This window comes from Armatimonadota bacterium, assembly GCA_031459715.1.
In the GTDB taxonomy this organism is placed as follows: Bacteria; Sysuimicrobiota; Sysuimicrobiia; order Sysuimicrobiales; family Humicultoraceae; genus Humicultor; species Humicultor tengchongensis.
The window spans coordinates 112429-137310 of record JAVKIA010000001.1 but is presented as its reverse complement, the minus strand read 5'-3'; the positions used below and the strand labels follow the sequence as shown (position 1 = coordinate 137310).

Genomic DNA, 24882 nt, shown 5'->3' with positions numbered 1-24882 from the left:
GTCTTCCCGGCGCATCCTACGCCCCCCGCAGCGCCACCACCACGGCGGCCAGCAGCACGTTCAGGAAGCCCGCGGGGAGCAGCACCTTCCAGCCCAGGGCCATGAGCTGGTCGTGCCGCACCCGGGGCAGCGTCGCCCGCAGCCAGATGAAGAAGAAGACGCCGGCCAGGATCTTCAGGATCACCCAGAAGGGGCCCGGCAGCCACCTCCCCGCTAGCGGCGGGCCGTACCAGCCGCCCAAAAAGAGGGTGGCCACAAGAGCGCTGATGGTGATCACTGACATGTACTCGCCGATGTAAAACATGGCGAACTTGAACCCGCCGTACTCGGTCTGGTAGCCGGCGATCAGCTCCTGTTCCGCCTCCGGCAGGTCGAAGGGAGCGCGGTTGGTCTCCGCCACCCCGGCGACCAGGAACAGGAGGAAAGCCACCGTCCCGTAAGGGAAGCGGAAGGCGAACCAGAGCTCCCGCTGCGCCTCTACGATTCTCACCATGGACAGGGACCCGGCCAGCAGGACCACGGCAATGACCCCAAGCCCCAGGGTCAGCTCGTAGGAGATGAGCTGCGCGCTGCTGCGCAGCGCCCCCAGGAGGGAGTACTTGTTACTGGCCGACCACCCGCCCAGGATGATGCCGTAGACGCCGATGGAGGAGGCGGCCAGCACCAGAAGGATGCCCACGTTCACATCGGCCAGCACCAGGGGGATGGTCCGCCCGAAGAGCACCACGGCGGGGCCGAAGGGGATGACCACGTAGACGAACAGCGCCGCCACCATGGAGATCGCCGGGGCCAGCCAGTAGACTATGGGATCCACCTGCGCGGGGACGAAGCTCTCTTTGAAGAGCAGCTTCACCCCGTCGGCCAGCGGCTGGAGCAGGCCCAGCGGCCCGGCGCGGTTGGGCCCGTATCGCAGCTGGAACCTCCCCAGGAGCCGGCGCTCCAGCAGAGTCAGGTAGGCGGTAGCCGTGAGCAGCGCCAGCAGCAGGACAGCGCTCTTGATGCCAGCCTCCACCAGGAGAGGGATCACGGTGCGGCCTCCGCGCCCGCAGCGGCAGCAGCCGTCCCGCCCACCGCACGCAGCGAGACCGCCGGCAGGGGGCGATCCCAGGAGAGGAGACGGTGCAGGGGGAGCGCATCGAAGCCCCGGGGAACGAAAACCCGACCGGGAGGCACCTCGGAGGTGACGCGGGCCCTCAGTACCAGGGAGGCATCGCCCGCAGAGAGCCGGGCCAGTGCGCCGTCGGCAAGCCCGCAGGCGGCGGCGTCGGCAGGGTGGACCCAGACGGTGGGCGGGCCGGCCAGCTCGGCGATGGCGGGCGAGCGGCCGGTCATGCTGCCGCGGTCGAAGAGCACCTCCCCGCTGATCAGGACCAGGTCCGCAGCCCGGGGTAGAGGAGCACTGTCCGCCGGCCACTCCCCCGCAAGCGGCGGCGGCGATAGGACCGCCCCCACGGCCAGCCCGGGGACCGCGGCGGAAGCGGCGGCAAAGATCTCCTCCCAGCCGTCGTAGGCCCAGGGGGCGCCCAGGCGCGCGGCCAGGTCGGCCAGCACCGCAGCGTCGCCGCGGGCCTCGCCGGGGCCGCGGACCGCTGCGGTGATGCGCTGCACCCGCCCCTCCAGGTTGCACACCGTGCCGTCCTTCTCGGCGAAGGCCAGAACAGGCAGGACCACGTCCGCCTGCTGCGCGGTCTGGGTAAGGAAGAGGTCGTGGACGACCAGGAAGGGCGTTCCCGCCCGGGCCGCCGTCCATGCTCGCCCGTCCGCCACCTCGGTGGCCGGGTCGCCCCCCAGGACGTAGAGTACCTGCAGCGCACCGCCTCCCGCCTGGCGGATGATCTCCGGCGCGGTCCACCCGCCGGGAACCGGCAGCACCCCCATGAGGGCGGCGCCAACGGCGTTGCCCTTGCCGCGCATGATGTGCACGGTGCACCCCCCGGCCTGGAGCTGCGCCGCGGCACGCAGTACCGCCCTACCCGCAAGCCCCTCCAGCGCGCTCTTCCCCAGGAAGACCATGGGTTTCCTGGCCGTGCGCACCCCCGCGGCCAGGGTCTCCACCACCGCGGGGTCCACCCCCACCTGGCGCAGGACGGCTTCATCTGGTGCCGCCCCGCTCACGGCGGCGGCCAACTGCGACATCACCACTCCCTCCGCACCCGGAGCAGGCACCAGGGAGGCGCGGGCGAAGCGGCGGATCTCCAGCGGCCGGCAGTGGAGGGTGTACAGGGCGGCGCCGCGGTCTGTGGCCTGCTTCATCCGCAGCCAGGCGATGGGGTACTCCTCGGTGATGTCGCAGCCCACCAGCAGCAGCAGATCGCTGTGGGAGATGGTCTCCAGCGGCGTGCGCAGTCCCCAGGCCACCTCCAGGCTGGCGCTGCCCGGGCGGGCGTCGAGGCGGTGGTCCAGGTGCGGCGTGCCCACCACCTGGCGGAAGAGGCGGGACAGCAGGAAGTTCTCCTCGTTGGTCAGCCGCATTCCCCCCAGCACCCCGACCCGGCCGGGGCCGTCCCGCCGCGCCGCCGCCAGCCGTCCGGCCACCAGCGCGAGTGCCTCCTCCCAGCTCGCCTCCTGCAGCCGCCCGTGGCGGCGCACAAGCGGCCGGGTCAGCCGGTCCCGCGCGTGCACGAAGGAGAAGCCGAACTGCCCCAGGTCGCATAGCCAGATGTCGTTCAGGTCCGGAGTCTCCCTGGCCCGGACCCGGGCCACGGTCTGGTCGCGCACGTCCAGCCAGAGCGCACATCCCAACCCGCAGTGATTGCACACGGAGGGGACCGGGGTGGTGTCCCAGGGGCGGGCGCGGAAGCGGTAGGTGCGGCTGGTCAGGGCGCCCACAGGACAGATGTTGATGGTGTTGCCGATAAACTTGGAGCGCACGGGCCAGGTAAATGGGGTGTTGATCTCGGTGGCGAAGCCCCGCTCGAACCCCTTCAGCGCCTCGTCACCAGCGATGAGCTCGCCGAAGCGGACGCAGCGCCAGCAGAGGATGCAGCGCTCTCGGTCCAGCACCAGGATCGGCCCCAGGGAGACCGGCTTGGCGAAGTCCCGCTTGGTCTCCACGAACCGGCTGCGTCCGGGGCCGTAGGCAAAGGTCTGGTCCTGCAGCGGGCACTCCCCACCCTTGTCGCAGATAGGGCAGTCCAGCGGGTGGTTAATCAGGAGGAACTCCAGGTTGCGCTCCTGCGCCGCCCGCACCTCCGGGGTGCTGGCGTGCACCACCATGCCCTCCTCGGCCAGGAGCGTGCAGGAGGTCTGCCAGCGCGGGTTCTTCTCCACGCGCACCAGGCACTGGCGGCAGGCTCCCAGCGGGGGCATCCGGTCGTGGTAACAGAAGATGGGGATGTCGATGCCGGCCTGCCGGGCCGCCTGCCAGACGGTGATGCCGCGGGGGACGGTCACCTGGCGCCCGTCGATGGTCAGGGTGATCTCACTGCGCTCAGTCACGGCTCCCGGGACTAGGCACCCGGGGCGACGGCCGCGGCGAGGGCCGCCTCCACGTCGCAGCGCCCGGTGCGGATGTGGTATTCGTACTCATGACGGAAGTGCCGCAGCGATGCCTCCAGGCCGGGCGGCACGCTCTCCCCCAGCAGGCAGAAGCAGGCACCGTTACTCATCCCGCGGGAGATGTGGGTCAGGAGCTCCAGGTCCTCGGCCCGTCCCCGGCCCTCAAGGATGCGGTCAAAGATCTGGGAGAGCCAGTAGGTGCCCTCCCGGCAGGGGGTGCACTTGCCGCAGGACTCTTCCTTATAGAAGGCCACGGCCCGGGCCACCACCCGGACGATGCAGGTGGTGTCGTCCATGACGATGAGCGAGGCCGACCCCAGCATGGAACCCACCGCCCGCAGGGGTTCGTAGTCCATAGGCACGTCCAGGTGCTCCGCGGTGAGGAGGGCCGAGGAGGACCCTCCGGGGAAGGCGGCCTTGAACCTCCGCCCCGGGCGCAGGCCGCCGGCCGCGGCGATCACCTGGCGCATGGGCGTCCCCAGCGGCAGCTCGTAGACCCCCGGGGTACGTACGTGGCCGCTCACGGAGAAGAGTGCCGGCGGGCCCAGGGCGCGGTAGCCCTCTGGCCCCAGACGGATCACCGCCGGCAGGTGGCTGAGCGTCTCCACGTTGTTCACTACGGTGGGCCGGCCGTAGAGGCCAAAGACCGCGGGGAAGGGCGGACGCGGCCGGGGCATGGCGCGGCGGCCTTCCAGCGACTCCAGCAGCGCCGTCTCCTCTCCGGCGATGTAGGCGCCGGCGCCGCTGTGCACCACCACTTCCAGGTCCATGCCTGTGCCGAAGATCTTCCGCCCCAGGAAGCCGCGGGCATAGGCTGCCGCCACCGCCTGGCGCAGCCGCTCCCGGGCCAGATAACCCTCGCGGCGCACGTAGACGTAGGCCTTGTGGGCGCCCACGGCGTAGGCGGCAATGATGATCCCCTCCAGCAACAGGTGCGGGGCGCGTTCCAGCAACATGTGGTCCTTGAATGTGCACGGCTCAGCCTCGTCGCCGTTGACCACCACGTACTTGAGGGGCGCGTCCTTGGGGACGAACTTCCACTTGCGCGCTGTGGGAAAGCCCGCTCCGCCCTTGCCGCGCAGCCCGGACCGGTCGACGATCTCGATGACCTCTTCCGGGGTTAGGGCGGTGAGGGCGTGCCGCGCCGCCGCGTAGCCCTCGACCCGCAGGTAGGCTTCCAGGTCGGCGGTTCCCTCCCCCTCCATAAAGCGCAGCAGGATGGATTCAGCGGGCACGGTATCGCTCCAGCAGCTCGTCCACCTCCCGCGGGGTCAGCGGGCCGAACCGCTCCCGGTCCACCATGAGCATGGGCGCCAGGTGGCAGGCCGCCAGGCACTCTGACTCGCGGAAGGTGAACGCCCCGTCCGGCGTGGTCTGCCCGGGGCGCACGCCCAGCCGCTCCTCCAGGTGGCGGCGCAGGTCTTCCGCCCCGTTCAGCAGACAGGCCAGGTTCGTGCACAGGAGGATGAGGTGGCGCCCTGCGGGCTCCAGAAAGAAGAAGCGGTAGAAGGAGGCGACGGCGGTCACCTCGGACAGCGGCAGGTCCAGCAGGTCGGCTACCTCCTGCAGCGCCTGCGGGGGCAGCCAGCCCAGCTCCCGCTGGGCCACGAACAGCGCTGGCAGCAGCGCGGACTGCCGTTGTTCGTAGTGGCGCTGGAGGCGGCGGATCTCGTCCCGCGCCTCGTCTGGTAGCGGGGCCATCAGCGGTCGACGTCTCCCAGGATGATGTCCGTGCTGGCAATGGCCACCACGACGTCCGCCATGTACCCCCGATAGATCATCACCGGAAGCGCCTGCAGGTTGCACAGCGAGGGGGTGCGGATGTGCACGCGGACCGGTCGGTTGCTGCCATCACTGACGATGTAGTACCCCTTCTCCCCGCGAGGAGATTCGACGGCGCTGTAGACCTCCCCTGGCGGCGGGTGAAAGCCTTCGCTCACCAGCTTGAACTGGTGGATCACCGCCTCCATGCTGCGCACCAGCTCCCGGCGCGGCGGCAGGGTCACCTTGCGGTCGTCCGCGCTGACCGGGCCGTCGGGCAGGCGATCCAGCGCCTGGAGGATGATGCGGCGACTCTGCCGCATCTCCTCCATGCGCACCAGGTAGCGGTCAAAGGCGTCCCCCCGCTGGCCCAGCGGCACGTCGAACTGGAAATCCTCGTAGGAGCTATAGGGAAAGGCACGGCGCACGTCGTAGTTCACCCCCGACCCGCGGAGCACGGGGCCCGTGCAGCCGTAGCTCAGCGCCTCCTGCGGAGGGAGGACGGCCACCCCCTCCAGCCGCCGCCGCCACAGCAGGTTGTCGTTTAGCAGGGCCTCAAACTCGTCCAGGCGTCGGGGCAGCTCCTCCATCTCCGCGCGTACCCGGGGAATGAAGTCTGCGGGCACATCCCACTGCAGCCCGCCCACGCGCATGTAGCCGTGCATCATCCTCTGGCCGCTGACCGCCTCGAAGATGTCCAGAATCCGCTCCCGCGGGGCGAAGGCATACATCCACAGGCTGGTGATGTTCAGGTCGATCCCGGCGCTGCCCAGGTAGACCAGGTGGCTGGCAATGCGGGAGAGCTCCATCAGGACCACGCGGATGTACTGGCAGCGCTTGGGCGGGGTGATGCCCAGCAGCTTCTCCACCGCCTGCACGTAGGCCACCTCCTCGATCATGGTGGCCAGGTACTCCACACGCGGCGGGAAGACGATGTTCTGGTGATAGGTCCGCGTTTCCATCTCCTTCTCGATACCGGTGTGCAGGTAGCCGATCACCGGCCGGGCGCCTATGATCACCTCGCCCTCCAGGTCCAGGACCAGGCGCAGCACGCCGTGGGTGGCCGGATGCTGCGGACCCATGTTGATGGTGAGCGTCTCGCGGCTTGGGGCGGCCACGGCGGTTACTGCTCCCGGGGAGGGACTCGGGGGATGGCCTGGCTGGGGATGGGTGGGATCCGGCCGAGGAACTCCACCGGCTCCTCCACCAGCGGGTAGTCCTTGCGCAGCGGGTGCCCCTCCCAGTCGTCGGGCAGGAGGATGCGGGTGAGGTCGGGGTGGCCGCGGAAGCGGATGCCGAAGAGGTCGTAGACCTCGCGCTCCAGCCAGTTGGCCGCCGGCCACAGCCCCGTGGCGCTGTCCACCTGGGGATCAGCCCCCGGCAACCGGGTCTTCACCCGCAGGCGGCCGGGTGGGTCGTACCAGGTCAGCAGGTAGACAACCTCGAAGCGGGGCTCGAGGGGCAGGCGATCCACGGCGGTGAGGTCGGTGAGCGCAGGAGGACGGGGGGCCAGGCGGTCGCGGAGGAAGGTCAGGACCTCCAGGACGCGATCCGGACTGACCACGACGGTGGTCTCCCCGCGGAACTCCACCTGCTCCTGCACGGCGTCGGGCAGCGCCGCCAGCAGCACGGTCAGGGCGGCAGGGGCCGCACCGCTCCCCACTAGCGGCGCCCTCCGCTGCGGGCGACCTTCTCCTGGAGCTGCAGCAGACCGAACAGCAGCGCCTCTGGCCGTGGCGGGCAGCCGGCGACGTAGACGTCCACGGGGACCACCTTGTCCACGCCCTGCACCAATGCATAGTTGTTGAAGACCCCACCGCAGGAAGCGCAGTCCCCCATGGCCAGGACCCACTTGGGCTCCAGCATCTGGTCGTAGATGTGGCGCAGCACCGGCGCCATCTTCTGGGAGACTCGGCCCGCCACGATCATCAGGTCGGACTGCCGCGGGGAGGCCCGGAAGAGTTCGCTGCCGAAGCGGGCGATGTCGAAGCGGGCCGCCGCGGTCGACATCATCTCGATGGCGCAGCAGGCCAGGCCGAACTGCACCGGCCAGATGGAGCTCTTGCGCGCCCAGGCGATCACGCGGCTGGCCCGGGTGGTCAGCACCTGCCGCTCCAACAGCTGCACGTCCTCGGGGGAGACCCCGGCGGCGGCGCGCCCGGGCACAGGAATCTCTACTCCCACTCCATGCCTCCCCTGGCCCACTCGTAGACGAAGCCCACGGCCAGCACGCCCAGGAAGACCAGCATGGCCCACAGGGCCACGCCCCCCTGCTCCCGCAGCACCACCGCCCAGGGGTAGAGGAAGACCACCTCGAGATCGAAGATGATGAAGAGCATGGCGATGAGGTAGTAACGGATGGGGACGCGCACCCGGGCGCTGCCAATGGGCCAGACCCCGGACTCATAGGGCTCCAGCTTGGCCGGTGTGGGGCGCCGTCCGCCCAGGAGGGCGTGCCCTCCCAGGAGAGCTGCGGTGAGCAGCACGGCCAGGAGGAGGTGGATGAAGACGGGGAGGTACGCTGCCAGCGGCTGGGTCATGTGCCTCTAACAGGCGCGCGCTCGCGCGGATGGTGGCACAAGGGCATAATTGCAGAGAGGCCGGGAGGTGTCAATAAGCGCGCCACCGTACCGTCAACGGCGACGCGCCGAAGCACTGCCAGATGGACTAGCGCACCAGCGCCGAGCGCACCTGCTGCAGGATCCCCGGCAGGATCTCCAGGACGTAGTCGATCTCCTCAGCGCTGGTCCAGCGCCCCAGGGAGAAGCGCAGCGTTCCAGCCGCCGTCTCCGCGTCCAGGCCGATGGCCGCCAGCACGTGCGAAGGCTCCAGGCTGCCGGAGGTGCAGGCCGCCCCACTGCTGGCGGCCACCCCCTGCAGGTCCAGGGCCAGGAGCAACGACTCGCTGTCCGCCCCGCGAAAGGAGACGTTGACGTTCCCGGGTAGGCGTTCCCTGGCGTGGCCGTTGAGCCGGACCCCGTCCAGGGTCAGCAGCCCGGCGATCATCCGGTCCCGCAACGCGCGCAGGCGGGCGGCCTCCGCATCCATCTCCTGCAGCGCCAGGCGCAGCGCTGCAGCAAAGCCGACGATCCCGGGGACGTTGGGGGTGCCGGCGCGGCGGTTGCCCTCATGCGCTCCGCCGTGGAGGAGACGCACCAGGGGCGTGCCTTTGCGGATGTACAACGCCCCCACGCCCTTGGGCCCGTAGCGCTTGTGTGCGGAGAGGGAGAGTAGGTCCACGCCCAGCGCCTGCACGTTCACGGGTACGATCCCCGCGCTTTGCGCTGCATCGCAGTGCAGGAGCACCCCGGCCTCCCGGGTGATCCGACCGATCTCGGCCACCGGCTGCAGCGTGCCAATTTCGTTGTTGCTGTGCATCACCGAGACCAGGATGGTCTGAGGGCGAATGGCGCGGCGGACGGCATCGGGGTCGACCCGGCCGGTCCCGTCCACGGGCACAACTGTGAGCTCAAACCCGCGCGAGGCCAGGAAGCGGGCGGGCTCCAGGACGGCGTGGTGCTCTACGGCGCTGACCACCAGGTGCCGACCGCGGGGCTCACCGGCGTAGGCCGCTCCGATCAGGGCGAAATTGTCCGCCTCGGTGGCGCCGCTGGTAAAGACGATCTCCTCCGGGTCATCTGCCCCCACCGCGCGGGCCACGGTCTCCCGCGCGGCGTCCACCGCCTGCCGGGCGCTCTGCCCGAAGGTGTGCACGCTGCTGGGATTGCCGAACCGCTTCCGGAAGAACGGCTCCATGGCTTCCGCCACCCGGGGGTCCAGCGGCGTGGTAGAGGCATAATCCAGGTAGACAGCCCTGGGCACTTGCCCGTACCCCAACACGTCTCCGCTTGGGCCTATTCTAGCACCGCCCCTCCCGCGGCTGCGGGAAGGTCCGCCTACGCCCCCTCCAGCAGGTCGACCAGGTGCCTGATGATCCGGGCCGTGGCGCCCCAGATGTCGTGTCCCCGGTAAGTGTAGTGCAGAATCTCATACCGCCGCCCGCCCCGGTCTCGCCGCTCGACCCGCAGGTTCGCCGGCCGGCGGAAGACGGCCAGGGGGGCGGAGACGATCTCTTCGATCTCCTCGCTGCTGGGGCGCAGGGGGTAGGGATGGGGGATCACGCCGACAAAGGGACTCACCCGGAATCCCGAGGCCACGACCTCCACATCCGGAAGGCGCCCCAGGATCTCCACGCGCTCCGGAGGTAGCCCAACCTCCTCGAAGGTCTCCCGCAGCGCGGTCTGGCGGAGGTTCTCGTCACCGTCGGCGGCGCCGCCGGGAAAGGCGATCTGCCCCTTGTGGTGCTCCACCGCCTGGCTGCGCCGGGTGAGCAACAGGTGCACCTCACCTCCCGATTCGAACAGGGGCACGAGCACAGCGGCCCGCCGCAGGTTCTCTGCCGCCGCCGGGGCCGGAGGCAGGGAGGCCAGCCGCTTCTTGAGCTCTTCGATGAGAGGTGAAGCCATGTTGCGACCCTTTTATGCTACCTCCTGCCCTGTCGGAAGGAAAAGACCACCTTCTGACTCACCCCGGATGCAGGTCCTCGCCCTGCCTAAAGAGAAAGTTTCCACAAGATGTAGGGCAGGCAGGAGGAATCTGCCACCACATGTGGAAATACCTCTTGATCTCAGGGGGGGTCGACGCCTAGACCTGTCCATTTCGCCACCCTTTTGACCGTCCTGACCACACCGCATCCGACCCCGCTCTATCCCCGACCCTCTCCCTGAGGTCATCTTGCACCTGATGGGTCGTCTGGGCTGCGCCTGCGGCCGGACGCATCCAAGCTGGATGCACCTAAGGAGTTCGCGGAGATGAGCGGTCCTCGCCTGCAACCGTCCGCCGGCCGCGAAAGCCCCGCTGCCATGGTGGCATCTTCCCTGACCGGGGAGGAGCCGCCGGTCTACCTCCCCTTCGACCAGAGGAGTCCGGATCTCCAGTACCGGGAACTGTTGCGCCGCATCCTGGAGGAGGGAGAAGACGTCCCTACCGCCCACGAAGTGCCAGCACGCCGGGTGGTCGGCCACCTCATGCGCTTCCCCCTGGCCAACGGGTTCCCCCTGATTACCGAACGGGACCTGGCCACCCCCGCCCCTCAGGGCGGCAGGCCGTCGCCATTCTACCAGGCGCTGGGAGAGATCTGCGCCTTCCTCAACGGGGCCCAGACGCAAGCCGAGCTGGAGGCCTTCGGCTGCCACTGGTGGATCCAGTGGGTGAGCGAGGCCAACGCGGCGCACACCGGCCTGCCCCCGGGAGACCTGGGGCCGGCCTCATACGGCGCTGCCTTCCGCCGCTTCCCCACCGCTGAGGGCCCTTTCGACCAGATCAGCGCCCTGCTGGCCCAGATCAGGGCCCACCCGCACCTGCGCTACCACGAGGTCACCCCCTGGATCCCGCAGTACCTGCTCCGGCCGGACCGGCGGGCTGCCGTTCCCCCCTGCCATGGCTGGTTCCACGTGCACATCAATGGAGCGGGGGAGCTCACCATCAGCCACCGCCAGCGCAGCGCCGATGCCCCCGTGGGGCTGGCGTTCAACCTCGTCCACTATGCCGCCCTCACCCTGATGCTCGCCCACGTGACGGGCTACCGGCCGAAAGAACTCGTCTACTACCTCGACGACGTGCACATCTACCACAATCAGTTCCCCTATGTGGAGCGGATGCTGGCCACGGAGCCGCAGCGCTTCCCCACCGTGACCTTCGACCGGTCCGTGACCAGCCTGTTCGCCTTCCGCCCCCACCACTTCTCGGTGGCGGACTACCACCCGCGCCTGCCGCGCCTGAGGATTCCCACGCCGCTGTGAGGGTCGCGCTTGTCGTGGCTGTCGCCGAGAACGGGGTCATCGGCCGGGCCGGCGACCTCCCCTGGCGCCTGCGCGAGGACCTGCGCCGCTTCCGCCGCCTCACCGCGGGACACGTGGTGATCGTCGGCCGCAGGACCCAGGAGTCAATCATGCGCCGCCTGGGCGGGCCCCTCCCCGGACGGCGCACCATCGTCCTTAGCCGGCAGGCCGGCTACCGGCTGCCGGGATGTGAGATCGCTCCGACGCTGGAAGGTGCGCTGCAGATGGCCCGGGCAGAGGAAGAGGTCTACGTCATCGGCGGGGCGGAAATCTACCGGGAGGCGCTGCCCCACGCCGACCGGATCTACCTGACACGGGTCCACGCCGCCGTGGAGGGAGACTCGTTCTTTCCCCCGCTGAATCCGGAAGAGTGGCGGACCATACCCCTGGGGCAACACCCCCAGGACTCCGAGAACGAATACGCCTGCACCTTCGAGCTGCTGGAGCGGCGCTGGCCCCCCGGCCGGGTTCAGCACGCCGCAGCGCCGGCCTCTGGCCCCACCGGCTCCGATGAGGTCGCCGCCAGCGATCTTCAGTAACCGGTGGAGGCGTCCAGGATGCCCTTCTGCCGTGCCCGAGCCAGGCCGCCGACGTACGCCAGTCCGGCGAGCAGGATCCACAGGCCCGTCGCCAGCAGCAGCGCACCCAGCACAGCCGGGCCGCCCATCCCGGGGAGGGAGCGAACTGCGTCCTGCGGAAGCAGATTCCGCCGCATCGCCTCCAGCCAGTAGGTCACAGGGAAGAGGCGGGTGAGCGGCTGCAGCCAGGCCGGCAGCACCGTCAGGGGAAAAACCGCGCCGCAGAGCAGATACAGTCCCTGCCCCACGGCGTCGGGAAGCCGCCAGGCTTCTCCCGAGATGAGGAAGAGCGCCCCCACCACGGTCATGCCCACGGCCACCAGGCCGGCGACACCTACGAGGAAGACTGCCGCCAGTGCGGGCAGACGGTCGAGCGAGAGGACCAGGGGAACCTGCAGGACCGTGATCCCTGCTGTCAGCGTGATCACGGTGGCCGGCAGTGCCACCACTGCCGAGGCCAACCCGCGGCCCACCAGGTAGGCCCAGAAGGGCACCGGCGCCGTGTAGATGTAGGCGATGGTCTTGAAGTGCTCGCGGTCCTCCAGCAGCCCCCAGGCCAGCCCCTGCATGGCCCAGACCACCACCGGCCAGAGGGCCGCCCCGACCACGAAGAAGTCCAGCATCGGCCCTCGCCGGCCCCCCGCCACCACAAAGAACATGAAGACGAGGATCAGCACCCCACCCAGGGGGCGGGCGATGGAGTAAACGAAGAACAAGAACGGGTCGGTCCAGTTGGACTGGACCTGCCAGCCCAGCCAGAACCCCACGCGGGCCGTGCGCAGGGCCCGGGTCAGCACCGTCTCACCAGCGGAAGCTCAGCCGGCCCTCCTGGCGGGCCAGCCGCTCCATGAGACGCAGCATGCGCAGCGCCAGGACCACAAACAGCACCGCCAGCAGGGCCAGGCCGGCGATCTCCCACGCCAGCGGCAAGAGGCCTGGATGGAATGTCGGGAACATCACCTGGCGCAGGCCATCCAGGGCCAGGGTGATGGGAATGATCGAGGCCGCCAGGCCCACCCACGGCCCCAGCGCCCGCACGGGAAAGTAGAAGCCGGAGACCAGGTAAACCGGCTCCTGCAGCAGGCCCACCAGGTGCCAGGCCTCCCGTCCCCACAGCAGGAAGAGGCTGCTGAAGAACATGCCGAGGCCGTAGAGGGCCACCAGCCCCAGGGCGAAGATGAGCCCAAACAGCGGCCAGGACGAGACCGCCAGCGGCGCCCGGAAGAGCAGGACGCCTACCGCCACCACCACGGCAGCGCGTACCGTCGTGGCCACCATGCCTCCTGCGGCCATGCCCAGGAGGATGGGCACGAGGCCGCAGGGGACCATCATGTAGAGCTCCAGGTTGCCCTGGTGCTTCTCCCAGTAAAACTGCGCGGCCATGTTCCACATCACGTTCATCCAAAAGGAGACGGTGGCCCCGCCCATGATCACGTAGCCGGTGAACTGCGGCGGCGCTCCCAGGGCGCGGTAGACGAAGACGAAGGCCAGCACGCCGAGGATGGGTAGAGCCAGGTCGTAGAAGATCCAGGAGGGTTCCCGTGCCGCTCCCACCGTCCGCGGGTAAGCCCGACCTCGGAGGGCGTACCAGACGCGCCGCATCCTCATGGCGCAGCGGCCTCCTGGTCGGCCTCCTCCAGGCGCTGCCCCACCAGGGTGATGAAGGCGTCTTCCAGGGTGGGCTCGATCTTCTGCAGGCGGAGGATGCGCCGGCCGCACCCGGTGAGCGCGGCCACCACCCCGGCGATGGCTGCGTCTTCGGCCAGGCGCAGCCGCAGCTCGGTCCGGCCGTCGCGCTCCGCACTGTCCACCCGGGCCACGCCCGGAAGGCTGCGCAGGAAGTCGGCGCCGTCCAGGCGCTCGGTGTCCAGCAGGAAGTACGAACCGCCGGAGGCCGCCTGCTTCAGGCGGACCGGAGTGTCGCAGGCCACGATCTTGCCCTTGTGGATGATGGCCACACGGTCGCACAGCTCCTCCGCCTCGCTCATGTAGTGCGTCGTCAGAAGGATGGTGCGGTCGGGGCGGTCGGCCAGCCAGGTCCGGATATAGGTACGGATATCCCTGGCCGCCCCCACGTCCAGGCCCACAGTGGGCTCGTCCAGGAAGAAGACGTGGGGGTCGGACAGCAGGCCACGGACCAGGTTCATCTTCTGGCGCATGCCCGTGGAGAGCTGCTGTACCTTGCGGTGCCGCTCCTGGTACAGACCTACCATCTGCAGCAGGTGGTCGATGCGCGCCAGCGCCTCACCGCTGGGGAGGCCGTAGAACTGGCTGAACATCCACAGCTGCTCGCGCACCGTGAGGAGGCCGTAGCCGGAGTGCTCCCCTCCGGAGACCATGCTGATGCGCTCCCGCACCTGCTGCGCCTGCGTGCGCACGTCGAACCCCTCCACTGCCGCCCGCCCCGAGGTGGGCAGCAGCAGGGTCACCAGGATCTTGATCAGCGTGGTCTTCCCCGCGCCGTTGGGACCGAGCAGGCCGAAGAGCTCCCCCCGCGGCACCTCCAGGGAGACGCCGTCCAGCGCCACTATGGGTGCGCCGGAGGGATGGTGCCGGGAGCGGCGCAGGCGGAAGATGCGGACGAGGTCCTCGGTTTCGATGGCGGGCGGCATGGCCCTACGCCGCGGCGATGAGCGCGGCCACCGCTTCCAGAAACCGGCGGTCGTCCGGGCCGAAGGCGGCCGGGAGGTCGCTGTCGATGTCGATCTCCCCGATCACCCGGCCGGCCCGGCTGATGGGCACCACGATCTCAGAGCGCGTGGAGGGAAAGCATGCCAGGTACCGGGGGTCCCGGCTGACGTCGTCGACGACCTCCGTGCGTCCCGTGGCTGCCGCCGCCCCGCAGATACCGGCGCCGATGGGGATGCGCGTGTGCTCCGTGGCCTGGGGGCCCTTCCACGGCCCCAGTACCAGCTCGCCGCCCTCCACCCAGTAGATCCCCACCCAGGAGTAGTGAGGGAAGGCCTCCGCCAGGTAGGCGACGACGGCCTCCACACCGCCGCTTGCCAGGCGGTCGCGCACCGCCTGCAGCGCACCAGTGTAATCCACCTCTGAAGCCATGGCCAGAACCCCCAGATGAACCCGGCCCATTATATCAGGCTCTGTATCAGGCTCTGCATCAGGCTTTGCGCCCGGACCCGGTGGCTCGTGACTGCATGCAGCATCGGGACTGGCTGGCGCCCGTTCTCCATGCAGGCACATGTGTAAACAACGACGGACCGTCACCGCGCGCACACGTCGTTGCTGGGGCAGGACTAGCAGGATCCGGGTGCTTGCCCTCCGGGGCGAAAGTAGGTACAGTGTGTTGCGGGATCCCTTCGGCAGCCACTACGGTAAGGACTGGGCCGGGGTAGCTCAGTTGGTAGAGCGCGGGCCTGAAGAGCCCGGCGTCGGCGGTTCGATTCCGTCCCCCGGCACCAAGACCCTCTGCTCTGCTCGCACGGGTCTCGATCTCCTTCAGGGTGATATAACTTCTGCCCAACCCGTGGCGGGGAGGGTCGGACATATTGTCCTCACCTCCTCGCCACCGGGTTCTTTACCTGCCAGCGCCATTCAGAATGGCACCATTGTGTGGGCACTACCGCTGCGCGCGGTGCTCGCCACCGTCCTCAGCGGGCGCGCCAGCGTCACTGCCACCCTCAACTTGGGCCTGTTCGGCCTGGCGGATCGGATCGGCGGACTCTGCAGGCTCAATCGGGCCTGAGGCAAAGGACCCACTCCTCCTCATCCTGACTGTGCTCCCCTGCCCAGGGCCGTAGCCTGCATCCCGGCTGGCAGCAGAAGAAGGCCGAGCAGAAGAGCAGTAATCAGCCTGTGCAACATGGTATTTACCTCCCTTCGCCCCGAAGCGCTGAATGCACCCCGTTGATGACCATTGGGCTAATGGTACTGATAGGGGAGGCGCGCTGTGCCCGCCGTTACGGGTGACAGAGAACCCGCGCAGCTACAAACTACCCTCCCCGCTCGCACCTCAGGATGGGTATGCCACTGCACCCCGATCTCCTCTGGTCTGAGCTGCCGCCACTCCAGGTAGTTTCAGATAGTCGGTACACCACAGGCCCGCGGTCAGCGCGCCGGCAGCGCCGGTGATCCTACCATCCATGCCCACGCCGGCGATGACGGTCCGCAGGCCGGGAAGCGAGCACTGCTGCCCGGTCGCCGGCGCCACCATCAGGAACACGGCCAGACAGACCCGAGCAGGCGGCACAGCGTCAACGTGGTTGCAGTCGTTCGCCGGACTACCCGGCGTACCCCCTTCCTACCCTCCACACCACGCCACCCAGCCCTGGCGGCCACCCACAAGCCCAGAGGCGACCGGGAAGCACCCGAACGACAACCACTCCTACGGCCCGGGCGGGAACCACCAGGGAGCAAGACGCCGCAGGGCAGCGACGAGCAGGCCGACACTGGCGGCGAGGAGGCCCAGCACCACCAGGCCCAACCCCAGGCCCAGTGCCAGGAAGACGCCGTCGTCCTTCATCAGTCCCAGACCGATGAACATCACCGAGAGCGCCGGCAGGGTGTTGAGGAAGGGCGCCGGGCTGAGGAGGACCAGCCCCATGATCAGCACATTCAGCGCGGCCAGGCGGACGATCAGGGGATGCCTGAGCACGCGGAAGCGGGGGCGGGAGAAGCGTTCTATCCGCCGTACCAGGGGGACGCCGCGGCGCCGCAGCACCTGCAGCGTGTGGGCCGAGAGGACCTTGCGTCGCACGAACCCGGGCAGCCAGGGGCGATCCATGCCGATGACCAGGCGCAGGGCCAGCAGAGCGTAAATGGGGCCCACCAGGGTAGATGCCCCGGGAGGGAGCACAGGGATGAGCATGGGCAGCCCAAGAATCAGCATGAGGAGCCCGAACCCGCGTTCGTCGATGCGGTCGACGATCTCCCCGATGGTGACTCGCTCCTCCGCGGCCAGGAGCTGGTCCAGCACCTCGCTGATGGGCGGAGGCGGTAGAGGAAACTTCGGGTGAGCCTCCATCATATGGCGCATCAGGTTTCCTCCGGGGGACGGCCTTCCCCTGCAGGAACTGCGGCCTGCGTCGGGAAGAGAGAACAATAGAGGACGACCGGCATGGCACGCGCTCGCGGCCTGGAGCCCTACGACAAGAAGCTACTGGCCAACATCATCCACCAGGTCTGGCGGAACTGTCAGGCCTTCGTCACGCTCTTGATGGAGCGCGGCCCGGAGGAAGCCTACTATGCCCTGGAGGAGCTGGCGGAGTGGGCCGTGGCGCACCGCCGCGCTCTGGCGCCGCGATCGTCGCGACGGCCGCAGGCGGCCACGGCGGCGGCGCTGCGCATTGGCCGGGAGCTCCTGGACGACATCGACACCTTCTGCCACTCCATCGGCGAGATGGTGGCCGCCCTGCAATCCTCGGCGCTGGACCCCGATGAGGTGGAGGAGGAAGCCCTGGGGATCATCGAGGGGTTCCTCGCCTGGACCAATCTGATGGCCGCACAACTGGGCATCACCCGCAACCTCAAGCCGCAGACCCTCTGGTTCGAGCGCTAGTCCGGGCCTATCAGTCTGCGGCAGAGGTCTCCTGCGCCCGCAGTGCAGCCAGAACACGCTGCGCGGTCACGGGGAGCTCGCGGATGCGTACTCCCACCGCGTCGTAGATGGCGTTGACGATGGCCGGCGCCGTGGGCAGCAGCGCGGGTTCCCCCACCCCTTTGGCGCCAAAAGGCCCGCTGGGATCCGGCGCCTCCACCAGGTCCACCACCAGGGGAGGAACGTCCATGGCGGTGGGGATCAGGTAGTCGGCGAACTTGGTGTTGAGCACCTGCCCCTCCTGGACCGCCATCTCCTCGCTGAGGGCATAGCCCATGCCCATGGCCATGCCGCCCTGGATCTGCCCCTCCACCAGCAGGGGGTTGACGGCGCGCCCGCAGTCGTGCACGGCGACAAGCCGAAGCACCCGCACCTCACCGGTCTCGGTGTCCACCTCAACCTCAGCGACCTGAGTGGCGTAGACATATGTATTGTAGGGCTTGCCCTGCCCCGTCTCCGGATCGAGGAAGGTCGTCGGTGGGTTGTAAGAACCGGCGCCGATAGGAGGGCGGCCCTTCACCGCCTCCGCCTTCCGCGCGATCTCCGCCAGGCGGACGCGGCGCTCTGGGAGGTCGCGCACCAGGATCCACCCGCCGCGGCTCTCCAGCCCCTCCGGGCCGATGCCCAGCTCCTCAGCCGCCACCTCCAGCAGGACCTGCCGGGCCTGGGCGCAGGCCCGCAGGATGGCGTTGCCAGCGATGTAGGTGACTCGGCTGGCCACCGAGCCCAGGTCCATGGGCGTGTGCAGCGTGTCGCTGGTGACCATGGTGACCTGCTCCAGGGGAACGCCCAGCGCATCCGCCGCAATCTGGGCCAGCGCAGTGGTGGAGCCCTGCCCCACATCCGCCGCACCGGTCCAGACCACGGCCGAGCCGTCCTGGTTCACCTTGACGAACGCGGCACTGGGGTTGGCATAGGAGGTGAAGCCAATGGGATAGGCCATCCAGGCGACCCCGCGCCCGCGCCTGCGCACTACCGCCCCCTCCCTTCCGGTTCCCACCCCGCCAGCGCCAGCGCTCGCCGCAGTGTCTGCTCCAGCGTCACCCTCTCCAGCACCTGACCCGTGGGCAGGCGCCCGCCGTCCCGCAGGGCGTTGCGCAGGCGGAAGGTGACGGGATCCATGCCCACGGCCGCCGCCACCGCATCGGTGTGGCACTCGTAGGCGAACCCAACCTGCGGCACTCCAAACCCCCGCATCGCCCCGCCCACCGGGTTGTTGGTGTACACCAGGTAGCCGTCGATCCGCACGTGGGGGATGGCGTACGGCCCGGCGGCGTGGATGGAGGCCTTGGCCAGGGTGGAGGCGCCCCAGGAAACGTAGGCGCCGCAGTCGCTGATGATCTCTACCGCCCGGGCCAGCAGGGTGCCGTCGCGGCGCACGCCCGTGCGGTAGTGCATGCGGTAAGGGTGACGCACCGTCGTTGCCTGGAATTCCTCCTCCCGGGTGAACACCATCTTCACCGGACGGCGGGTCTTCAGGGCCAGGAGGGCAATCCAGGGCTCCAGGGTCATCTCGTTCTTTCCCCCAAAGCCACCGCCCACACCGGTGGCGATGACGCGGATGCGGTGCTGCGGCATGGCCAGGACCTTGGCCGTGTCTGCCGCCACCAGGAACGGCCGCTGCACCGAAGAGTAAATGGTTACGGCCCCGTCGGCGGCGGGAATGGCCAGGCCGGCGTGAGGCTCCAGGTGCGCGTGCTCCACGAACGTGGTGGTGAACTCCTCCTCCACCACCAGGTCGGCGGCGGCGAAGCCGGCATCTACGTCCCCCTGGCGGAGGCGCACGTGCTCCGCCACGTTGCTGCCCTGGTGCACCCGAGGGGCCTCGGGGCGCATGGCCTCCAGGGGGTCGAAGACGGCCAGCAGGGGCTCGTAGTGCACCACCACCCTGGCGGCCGCCTCCTCCGCCTGTCGCAGGGTTTCCGCGGCAACCACCGCTACCGCCTCCCCCACGTGGCGCACCTGGTCCTCCGCCAGCACAGGCTGGTCCTGGTGGGTGAACCCGTAGCGGTTGCGCGGCACGTCCCGGGCCGTGATCGCTGCCCGCACGCCGGGAGCGGTCAGCGCCGGCAGGAGGTCGATGCTGATGATGCGGGCGTGGGGGTGCGGGCTGCGGACGGCCTTGGCCCAGAGCATCCCGGGGGCCCGCATGTCCTCCCCGTAAAGGACCTGGCCGGTAACCTGGAGGAGGGCATCGTGCCGGCTGACACGCCGCCCCACGGCCTGAGGTGGAACCTCCTGGACGACGACCGGCGGCGCGGGCCGGGTGATGGTCGTCATACGGCCTCCCTCCCGGTCATCGCTTCCGCGGCGGCCAGGATGGCCTCCACGATCTTGACGTAACCGCTACAGCGGCACAGGTTGCCGGCGATGGCTTCCCGCACCGCCTCCTCCCGCGGGCGGGGATTGCGGGCCAGCAGCGCTGCCGCCGACAGGAGCATGCCCGGACCGCAGAAGCCGCACTGCAGCGCGCCGTGGTCCACGAACGCCTGTTGCAGGGGATGCAGGCGGCCGGGCTGGCCGAGCCCTTCGATGGTCATCACCTCCCGCCCCTGCGCCTTCACCGCCAGCAGCAGGCAACTGCAGACCGGACGCCCGTCCAGCAAGACCGTGCAGGCTCCGCAGTCCCCGGTGCCGCAGCCGATCTTCGTCCCCAGGAGCCCCAGGCGCTCCCTCAGCACCCAGACCAGGCTCTCGTCGGCCTCCACCGCCGTGGTGACGGGCTCGCCGTTCAGGCGGAAGCTGAGCTCATAGGACACGGTCCCACCCCCTGCTCCGGGCCCGTTGCACAGCTTGCTCCAGGGCGCGGCGCACCAGCACCCGGGAGAGATGTCGCCGGAAGTCCGCGGAGGCGCGCATGTCGGAGATGGGCTTGGTCTCTCCCGCCGCCGCAGCGGCCGCTTCCTCCAGACGGCGTGGATCCGGCGGCTCTCCCCGCAGCAGCTCCTCCGCCGTGCGCGCCCGCAGCGGTGTGGGCGCCACCGCGCCCAGGGCGATACGCACCTCCTCCACCACGCCCTGCTGAAGACGTACCCAGGCCGCTGCGTTGACCACGGCCAGGACCTGGGCGCTACGCCGGCCGAACTTGACAAAGGCCGCTCCACTTCCTCGCTCCGGCGGAGGCACGCCCACGGCGGTGAGCACCTCGCCGCGGCGCAGCGCGCTGCGGTGCGGCCCCACGAAGAACTCCTCCACAGGCAGCGTCCGCTCTCTCCCCACTGCGGCGATCCGCGCCACCGCTCCCAGGGCGATGAGCGGAGGGGCCAGATCGGCGGAGGGGACGGCGCTGGCCAGGTTGCCTCCCACCGTGGCCAGGTTGCGCAGCTGCACCGCGCCCATCTGGGCGCCGGCCTCGGCCAGCAGCGGCGCCAGGCGGCGGACCAGCGGTGATTCCAGTAACGCGGCGATGGTTGCCGTGGCCCCGATGCGCAGGTGGCCGTCGACGCTGTCAATGGCCGCCAGGTCGGGGATACGCTCGATGTCCACCAGCGCTGCTGGCCGCACCAGGCCATCGCGCATGCGCACCACGAGGTCGGTGCCCCCTGCCAACACGTGCGCCCCCTCCTCCGCCGTCAGGATGGTGGAGGCTTCGGCGACCGTCGAGGCAGCGATGTATCGGGGCGGCTTCACTGGCGCCTCCTCCAGGGCAGAAGGAATTACCAGCCTGGCCGGTTAAAAAGGGATATTGGATAATGTATCCAAACAACCGATTCGGGGTGGGGCTCCTCCTTCCTTCACTGGCGCGGAGGATCCAGGCCGTGCGGTCGCACGGGCTCAATGCCCGAGCCGACCGGTGCGCGGGGCAGTCCGAGTAGGTCGTTGGATGGGAGGGGATGGCGATGAGAAAGTGGCTGGTTCTGCTGCTCCTCTTCACCCTGTCCGTGGCTCTGGCTCCAGCCAATGCGGGGCCGGCCCAACCCAGCAAGATCAAGGTGGGCATCCTGCTGCCGCTCACCGGACCGTTCGCCGCGGTGGCCGAGACGCAGAAGAACGGCGCGCTGCTAGCCATCGACGTGATCAACGGAAAAGGCGGGCTGAACATGCCCTGGGGAAAGGTGCAGGTGGAAGGGGTGGTGGCCGACGACGAGGCCAAGCTGGACGTCGGAGTCCGCCGCTTCCGCTACCTGGTCTCCGAGGGCGTCAAAGGCGTGGGTGGGCAGACGTGGGCCCCGCTGGCCTACGCCCTCAACGCCGTGGTGATGAAGGAGCCTCTGCCGTACTTCCCCACCTGCGTCATGGCCAAGGAGGCCTTCGAGAAGGGGAAGCTCTCCCCCACCACCTTTGCCGTGGCCTACAGCCCCTGGACGGTGGGATACATGTCCGGCACCTCGGCCATCAAGGTGCTGGGGAAGAAGCGCATCTTCTTCCTGGCCCGCGCTGACAGCTGGGGCTGGGACATCCGTGACGGAGTCTATGCTGCCGCCAAGCAGCACGGCGCTGAGGTGGTGGGCTACGACGAGGTCCCCCTGGGGACCACGGACTTCACCACGGTGCTGACGAAGGTGCGGGCGGCCAGGCCGGACGTCTTCATCTCGGCGCAGTTTGCTGCCGACGCGGTGGCCCTCCTGAAGCAGACCCACCAGATGGGCCTGAACCGGGAGATGACCATCTTCAACGCCTTTATCACCAACGTGGTGGCCAAGGGCATTCCTCCCGAGGCCCTGGACGGCGTCTACGCCATGCACTACTTCTACTACGACCTGAGCGACCTGGGGCCGACGGGGGTAGCCAAGAGCGCCAGCGCCTTTAGCCAGCTGTACCAGGCCAAGTACGGGACGCCGGCGGACGCCTACGCCACCATCGCCTACACCGCCTTCCGGGAAATGTTCCGCGGCTTCGAGACTGCGGGCTCTTTCGAGCCCAAGGCCGTAGGCGCAGCGCTGATGGCCAAGCCCCAGTTCACCACGGTGAAGGGACCCGCCCGCTGGCGGCAGGACCACGCGCCAATCTACCAGTTCGCTGCCTTTCTGGTCAGGGGCAAGGGCCCCGGCGAGCAGAAGCACGCCTGGGACCTCTTCAAGGTCCTGGGCTATCAGGGGGGCGAGGGGGTCATGCCCACCCTGCAGTCGCTGGGCTACTGAGGGATCCATGCTATTGGTCTAGGGACTGGGTGGTCGTCCTGCGCCTTTCTGACCCGACGCGGCTCCTGGCATCATCCGCCCCCGCGGCAGCTGCACCCGGAGAGGGGGTCTGCCCAGGCAACACCCTCTCCGGGTCGCACGGCCGCATACCCACAGGAGCCTGAACGAATGGTGGGTGCGGGCTCCGCAGAGGCCGCGGCACCGGCTGGCGCGGAGATCGTTCGGGCCGTCAACGTCACCAAACGCTTCGGGCAGCTTGTGGCCGTCGACCGGGTAACCTACACGCTGCGGGAGTACGAGGTGGCGGGGATCGTCGGCTCCAATGGCGCCGGCAAGACCACCCTGTTCAACCTCCTCACCGGCTACTACCCGCCCGACGAAGGGACGATCTTCTACCGTGGGGAGAACATCACCCACGCCACGCCCCAGCGGCGGATCGAGATGGGGATGATGCGGACGTTCCAGCTCACATCAACCTTCGACAACCTGACCACCATCGACAACCTGGTGCTGGCCTTCTACCGTGCGTACTGCCGGCCCTCGCTGTTCTCCATGGTCCTGACAGCCCGCCGGAGATACCGCCAGGAGGAGAAGATCCTGGAAGCCCTGGAGGTCTTCGAGCTGCAGCATGTGCGTGACCGCCTGGTACGTCACCTCAGCCTGGGGGAGAAGAGGCGCCTGGAGATCGCCATGGCCGTGCTCACCGAGCCACAGGTGCTCCTGCTGGACGAGCCCCTGGCCGGCCTGAGCCAGGCGGAGATCAAGAGCGTCCTGGATGTGCTGCGCAGGCACGTGGGCCGCCAGACCATCCTCATCGTGGAGCACAAGGTTTCCCAGATCGCTGACTTCGTACAGCGGCTCACGGTCATGCACGACGGCAGGATCATCGCGGACGGCAACTTCGAAGAGACCCTGCGCGATCCAGAGGTCCGCCGCAGCTACTGGCAGATCGGGGTCGGCGCCAGCTGAGCTCATGGAGGGCAAGGTGACAGCCCGGGACGGCGAGATCCTGGTGGTGGAGGGGCTGCACGTGGCTTACGGGGAGTCCAGGGTGCTGTTCGACGCCCACATCTCCGTACGTCGGGGCCAGCTGGTCACCTGCGTGGGCCGCAACGGGGCCGGAAAAACCACCCTTCTGCGGACCATCGCTGGCTTCCTCCGCCCTACCTCCGGCTCCGTCGTCTTCAACGGAACCAACCTCATCGGTCTGCGGCCTTACCAGATCGCCCGGATGGGGCTAAAGTACGTCCCCCAGGACAAGCGCGTCTTCTCCGACCTGACGGTGCGGGAGAACCTGGAGCTGGCCAGCTACGCCACTGGGGACTACGACTGGGAACCCGTGTTCGCGCACTTTCCCCGGCTGAAGCAGCTGCTGGATCACAAGGGAGGCTACCTCAGCGGAGGGGAGCGGCAGATGCTGATGATCGGGCGGGCGCTGCTGGGGCGCCCCAGCCTGCTGCTTATCGACGAGCCCACCGAGGGCCTGGCCCCCAGCCTGGTCGACCACCTGAAGGAAGTGCTCAGGGAGCTGAGCAAGACCACCACCCTGGTCATTGTCGAGCAGAACCTGCCGCTGGTCTCGGCCATATCCGACAAGGTCTACGCCGTCAGGGAGGGGCACATTGTCGCTGAGATCTCGGATCCGGAGGCCATCAGGGCCAATGTCTGTGAACGATACCTGTAGCCGGAACCGGCGTCCGAACCGCAGTTGCGCGCGAGAAGCCCCGGTGGCAGGCGATACACACCGGAGCGCAGGAGCAGCCCGGTGCTGAAGAGCGCGCTGCGCTGGTGGTCCGGCATCCTGGTTGCCTTCCTGGTGGTGGCCGTGCTGCGGCTGGTCATGCCGCTGCCTTTCGCCAACGAGATCCTCATCTTCTCCATCTACGTCATGGGCCACAACTTCCTCCTGGGGCGGGTGGGCTTCATCTCCTTCGGCCAGCCGGCCTACCTGGGGGTGGGTGCCTACACCACGGCCTTCTACCTTTTCTACTTCGGCCACAACCCCTACGTAGGCATCCTCCTGGGGCTGCTGGGGGGGCTGCTGGTCACCCTGCTCATTGGTCCGCTTTTCGTCCGGCTGCGCAGCGACTACTTCGCCCTGGTGAACCTGGCTCTGGCTGTGATCATGTACTACCTGATGGAGAAGGTGCTGGCGGGGATCACCCACGGCGACAACGGCCTGTGGTTCCTCGCCCGCATGAGCCCCACGCCCGTGCTGGACCTGACCGACCCCAGCCGGTTTTTCGTCTTCACCTTCCTCCTGGCCCTGTTGCTCTGGGGATTCTACAAGTACCTGGACGAGACCATCTACGGTGCCTGCTGCCTGGCCACCAAGATCAACGAAGATAAGCTGCAGTTCCTGGGCTACAGCAACTTCCGCATCCGCTGGCTGGCCTTCATCATCGCCAACACCACCACAGCCCTGGCCGGGGCTCTGTATGCCGTCTACTTCGGCTTCGTCAGCCCGGAGATCACCAGCTTCCACCGGGCCGCCGACCCCGTGGTGGTCACCATCCTGGGCGGGGTGGGCACGCTGTACGGGCCCCTGGCGGGGGCCATCGCCTACACCG

Annotated in this window: 27 protein-coding genes and 1 tRNA gene; 9 read left to right on the top strand and 19 right to left on the bottom strand. The window is 68.9% G+C overall.

What is annotated here, in order from left to right; genetic code table 11:
• Positions 1–16: 16 nt before the first annotated feature.
• The 10 genes from nuoH to QN152_00615 form a co-directional block, all read right to left on the bottom strand.
• Complete coding sequence (gene nuoH, locus QN152_00660) at positions 17–1027, bottom strand: NADH-quinone oxidoreductase subunit NuoH (GenBank protein MDR7538028.1); 1011 nt, start codon at positions 1025–1027, stop codon at positions 17–19.
• Positions 1024–3438, bottom strand: a complete 2415-nt coding sequence (nuoG, locus tag QN152_00655; protein ID MDR7538027.1) for an NADH-quinone oxidoreductase subunit NuoG — start codon at positions 3436–3438, stop codon at positions 1024–1026. The genes nuoH and nuoG overlap by 4 nt, the downstream gene beginning before the upstream one ends.
• A gap of 11 nt (positions 3439–3449) precedes the next feature.
• Positions 3450–4733, bottom strand: a complete 1284-nt coding sequence (gene nuoF, locus QN152_00650) for an NADH-quinone oxidoreductase subunit NuoF (GenBank protein ID MDR7538026.1) — start codon at positions 4731–4733, stop codon at positions 3450–3452.
• On the bottom strand, positions 4723–5199 hold the full coding sequence (gene nuoE, locus QN152_00645; GenBank protein ID MDR7538025.1) for an NADH-quinone oxidoreductase subunit NuoE: 477 nt from the start codon (positions 5197–5199) through the stop codon (positions 4723–4725). The genes nuoF and nuoE overlap by 11 nt, the downstream gene beginning before the upstream one ends.
• Positions 5199–6377 (bottom strand): NADH dehydrogenase (quinone) subunit D, encoded by a 1179-nt coding sequence (gene nuoD, locus QN152_00640; protein ID MDR7538024.1) that lies wholly within the window; start codon positions 6375–6377, stop codon positions 5199–5201. Before nuoD ends, nuoE begins: the two co-directional genes overlap by 1 nt.
• 5 nt (positions 6378–6382) lie before the next feature.
• Positions 6383–6922 (bottom strand): NADH-quinone oxidoreductase subunit C, encoded by a 540-nt coding sequence (locus tag QN152_00635; protein MDR7538023.1) that lies wholly within the window; start codon positions 6920–6922, stop codon positions 6383–6385.
• Positions 6922–7386 (bottom strand): NADH-quinone oxidoreductase subunit B family protein, encoded by a 465-nt coding sequence (locus tag QN152_00630; GenBank protein MDR7538022.1) that lies wholly within the window; start codon positions 7384–7386, stop codon positions 6922–6924. The genes QN152_00635 and QN152_00630 overlap by 1 nt, the downstream gene beginning before the upstream one ends.
• A gap of 47 nt (positions 7387–7433) precedes the next feature.
• Positions 7434–7799: an NADH-quinone oxidoreductase subunit A gene (locus QN152_00625; protein MDR7538021.1), complete on the bottom strand. Its 366-nt coding sequence runs from the start codon at positions 7797–7799 to the stop codon at positions 7434–7436.
• A 127-nt stretch (positions 7800–7926) separates the two neighbouring features.
• Entirely contained in the window at positions 7927–9096 is a 1170-nt protein-coding gene (locus QN152_00620; protein MDR7538020.1) for a cysteine desulfurase family protein, read from the bottom strand.
• Positions 9097–9155: 59 nt separating this feature from the next.
• On the bottom strand, positions 9156–9725 hold the full coding sequence (locus QN152_00615; protein MDR7538019.1) for a CoA pyrophosphatase: 570 nt from the start codon (positions 9723–9725) through the stop codon (positions 9156–9158).
• Positions 9726–10070: 345 nt separating this feature from the next.
• On the opposite strand from QN152_00615, the gene thyA reads away from it, so the two are divergent.
• Positions 10071–11060: a thymidylate synthase gene (gene thyA, locus QN152_00610; protein ID MDR7538018.1), complete on the top strand. Its 990-nt coding sequence runs from the start codon at positions 10071–10073 to the stop codon at positions 11058–11060.
• Positions 11057–11638 (top strand): dihydrofolate reductase, encoded by a 582-nt coding sequence (locus tag QN152_00605; protein ID MDR7538017.1) that lies wholly within the window; start codon positions 11057–11059, stop codon positions 11636–11638. The genes thyA and QN152_00605 overlap by 4 nt, the downstream gene beginning before the upstream one ends.
• Here the strand turns inward: QN152_00605 and QN152_00600 are convergent.
• Genes QN152_00600 through QN152_00585 form a run of 4 tightly spaced genes read right to left on the bottom strand, consistent with a single transcriptional unit; the run spans position 11632 to position 14767 of the window.
• Positions 11632–12474 carry an ABC transporter permease gene (locus QN152_00600; GenBank protein ID MDR7538016.1) on the bottom strand — a complete coding sequence of 281 codons (843 nt, stop codon included), beginning with the start codon at positions 12472–12474 and terminating at the stop codon, positions 11632–11634. The genes QN152_00605 and QN152_00600 overlap by 7 nt on opposite strands.
• A 4-nt stretch (positions 12475–12478) precedes the next feature.
• On the bottom strand, positions 12479–13285 hold the full coding sequence (locus QN152_00595; GenBank protein MDR7538015.1) for an ABC transporter permease: 807 nt from the start codon (positions 13283–13285) through the stop codon (positions 12479–12481).
• Positions 13282–14289 carry an ABC transporter ATP-binding protein gene (locus QN152_00590; GenBank protein MDR7538014.1) on the bottom strand — a complete coding sequence of 336 codons (1008 nt, stop codon included), beginning with the start codon at positions 14287–14289 and terminating at the stop codon, positions 13282–13284. The genes QN152_00595 and QN152_00590 overlap by 4 nt, the downstream gene beginning before the upstream one ends.
• Before the next feature lie 4 nt (positions 14290–14293).
• Positions 14294–14767, bottom strand: coding sequence for a GAF domain-containing protein (locus QN152_00585; GenBank protein ID MDR7538013.1), 474 nt, complete (start codon positions 14765–14767; stop codon positions 14294–14296).
• Positions 14768–15020: 253 nt separating this feature from the next.
• Between QN152_00585 and QN152_00580 the strand changes: the two genes are divergently transcribed.
• A tRNA-Phe gene (locus QN152_00580) sits at positions 15021–15096 on the top strand.
• Between the two features lie 149 nt (positions 15097–15245).
• Entirely contained in the window at positions 15246–15380 is a 135-nt protein-coding gene (locus tag QN152_00575) for a hypothetical protein (GenBank protein ID MDR7538012.1), read from the top strand.
• Positions 15381–16019: 639 nt separating this feature from the next.
• On the opposite strand, the gene QN152_00570 is transcribed toward QN152_00575, so the two are convergent.
• A complete protein-coding gene (locus QN152_00570) occupies positions 16020–16670 on the bottom strand; it encodes an exopolysaccharide biosynthesis protein (protein ID MDR7538011.1) in 651 nt (216 codons plus the stop codon).
• Between the two features lie 81 nt (positions 16671–16751).
• On the opposite strand from QN152_00570, the gene QN152_00565 reads away from it, so the two are divergent.
• Positions 16752–17192, top strand: a complete 441-nt coding sequence (locus tag QN152_00565) for a hypothetical protein (protein MDR7538010.1) — start codon at positions 16752–16754, stop codon at positions 17190–17192.
• 10 nt (positions 17193–17202) lie between these two features.
• Here QN152_00565 and QN152_00560 read toward each other — a convergent pair whose 3' ends face one another.
• From QN152_00560 to QN152_00545, 4 genes are read right to left on the bottom strand one after another with little or no spacing between them, the layout of a single operon-like run.
• On the bottom strand, positions 17203–18204 hold the full coding sequence (locus QN152_00560) for a nicotinate dehydrogenase medium molybdopterin subunit (GenBank protein MDR7538009.1): 1002 nt from the start codon (positions 18202–18204) through the stop codon (positions 17203–17205).
• Positions 18204–19511 carry a molybdopterin-dependent oxidoreductase gene (locus QN152_00555; GenBank protein MDR7538008.1) on the bottom strand — a complete coding sequence of 436 codons (1308 nt, stop codon included), beginning with the start codon at positions 19509–19511 and terminating at the stop codon, positions 18204–18206. Before QN152_00555 ends, QN152_00560 begins: the two co-directional genes overlap by 1 nt.
• Positions 19508–19990 (bottom strand): (2Fe-2S)-binding protein, encoded by a 483-nt coding sequence (locus tag QN152_00550; protein ID MDR7538007.1) that lies wholly within the window; start codon positions 19988–19990, stop codon positions 19508–19510. Before QN152_00550 ends, QN152_00555 begins: the two co-directional genes overlap by 4 nt.
• A complete protein-coding gene (locus QN152_00545; GenBank protein ID MDR7538006.1) occupies positions 19980–20861 on the bottom strand; it encodes a xanthine dehydrogenase family protein subunit M in 882 nt (293 codons plus the stop codon). Before QN152_00545 ends, QN152_00550 begins: the two co-directional genes overlap by 11 nt.
• Before the next feature lie 209 nt (positions 20862–21070).
• Between QN152_00545 and QN152_00540 the strand changes: the two genes are divergently transcribed.
• The 4 genes from QN152_00540 to QN152_00525 form a co-directional block, all read left to right on the top strand.
• A complete protein-coding gene (locus tag QN152_00540) occupies positions 21071–22312 on the top strand; it encodes an ABC transporter substrate-binding protein (protein ID MDR7538005.1) in 1242 nt (413 codons plus the stop codon).
• Between the two features lie 168 nt (positions 22313–22480).
• The gene (locus QN152_00535) at positions 22481–23281 is read left to right on the top strand and encodes an ABC transporter ATP-binding protein (GenBank protein ID MDR7538004.1); all 801 of its coding nucleotides are present in this window, start codon (positions 22481–22483) and stop codon (positions 23279–23281) included.
• 16 nt (positions 23282–23297) lie between these two features.
• Complete coding sequence (locus QN152_00530; protein ID MDR7538003.1) at positions 23298–23996, top strand: ABC transporter ATP-binding protein; 699 nt, start codon at positions 23298–23300, stop codon at positions 23994–23996.
• 81 nt (positions 23997–24077) lie between these two features.
• Positions 24078–24882, top strand: an 805-nt coding sequence (locus tag QN152_00525; GenBank protein MDR7538002.1) for a branched-chain amino acid ABC transporter permease, incomplete at its 3' end; no start/stop codon positions are given.

Bases quoted from the DNA above. Each gene is read 5' to 3' on its own strand.
- nuoE (MDR7538025.1), bottom strand. From the start codon at position 5,199: ATGGCCCCGCTACCAGACGAGGCGCGGGACGAGATCCGCCGCCTCCAG.
- QN152_00625 (MDR7538021.1), bottom strand. From the start codon at position 7,799: ATGACCCAGCCGCTGGCAGCGTACCTCCCCGTCTTCATCCACCTCCTC.
- QN152_00615 (MDR7538019.1), bottom strand. From the start codon at position 9,725: ATGGCTTCACCTCTCATCGAAGAGCTCAAGAAGCGGCTGGCCTCCCTG.
- thyA (MDR7538018.1), top strand. From the start codon at position 10,071: ATGAGCGGTCCTCGCCTGCAACCGTCCGCCGGCCGCGAAAGCCCCGCT.
- QN152_00595 (MDR7538015.1), bottom strand. From the start codon at position 13,285: ATGAGGATGCGGCGCGTCTGGTACGCCCTCCGAGGTCGGGCTTACCCG.
- QN152_00590 (MDR7538014.1), bottom strand. From the start codon at position 14,289: ATGCCGCCCGCCATCGAAACCGAGGACCTCGTCCGCATCTTCCGCCTG.
- QN152_00585 (MDR7538013.1), bottom strand. From the start codon at position 14,767: ATGGGCCGGGTTCATCTGGGGGTTCTGGCCATGGCTTCAGAGGTGGAT.
- QN152_00570 (MDR7538011.1), bottom strand. From the start codon at position 16,670: ATGCGCCATATGATGGAGGCTCACCCGAAGTTTCCTCTACCGCCTCCG.
- QN152_00565 (MDR7538010.1), top strand. From the start codon at position 16,752: ATGGCACGCGCTCGCGGCCTGGAGCCCTACGACAAGAAGCTACTGGCC.
- QN152_00555 (MDR7538008.1), bottom strand. From the start codon at position 19,511: ATGACGACCATCACCCGGCCCGCGCCGCCGGTCGTCGTCCAGGAGGTT.
- QN152_00540 (MDR7538005.1), top strand. From the start codon at position 21,071: ATGAGAAAGTGGCTGGTTCTGCTGCTCCTCTTCACCCTGTCCGTGGCT.
- QN152_00535 (MDR7538004.1), top strand. From the start codon at position 22,481: ATGGTGGGTGCGGGCTCCGCAGAGGCCGCGGCACCGGCTGGCGCGGAG.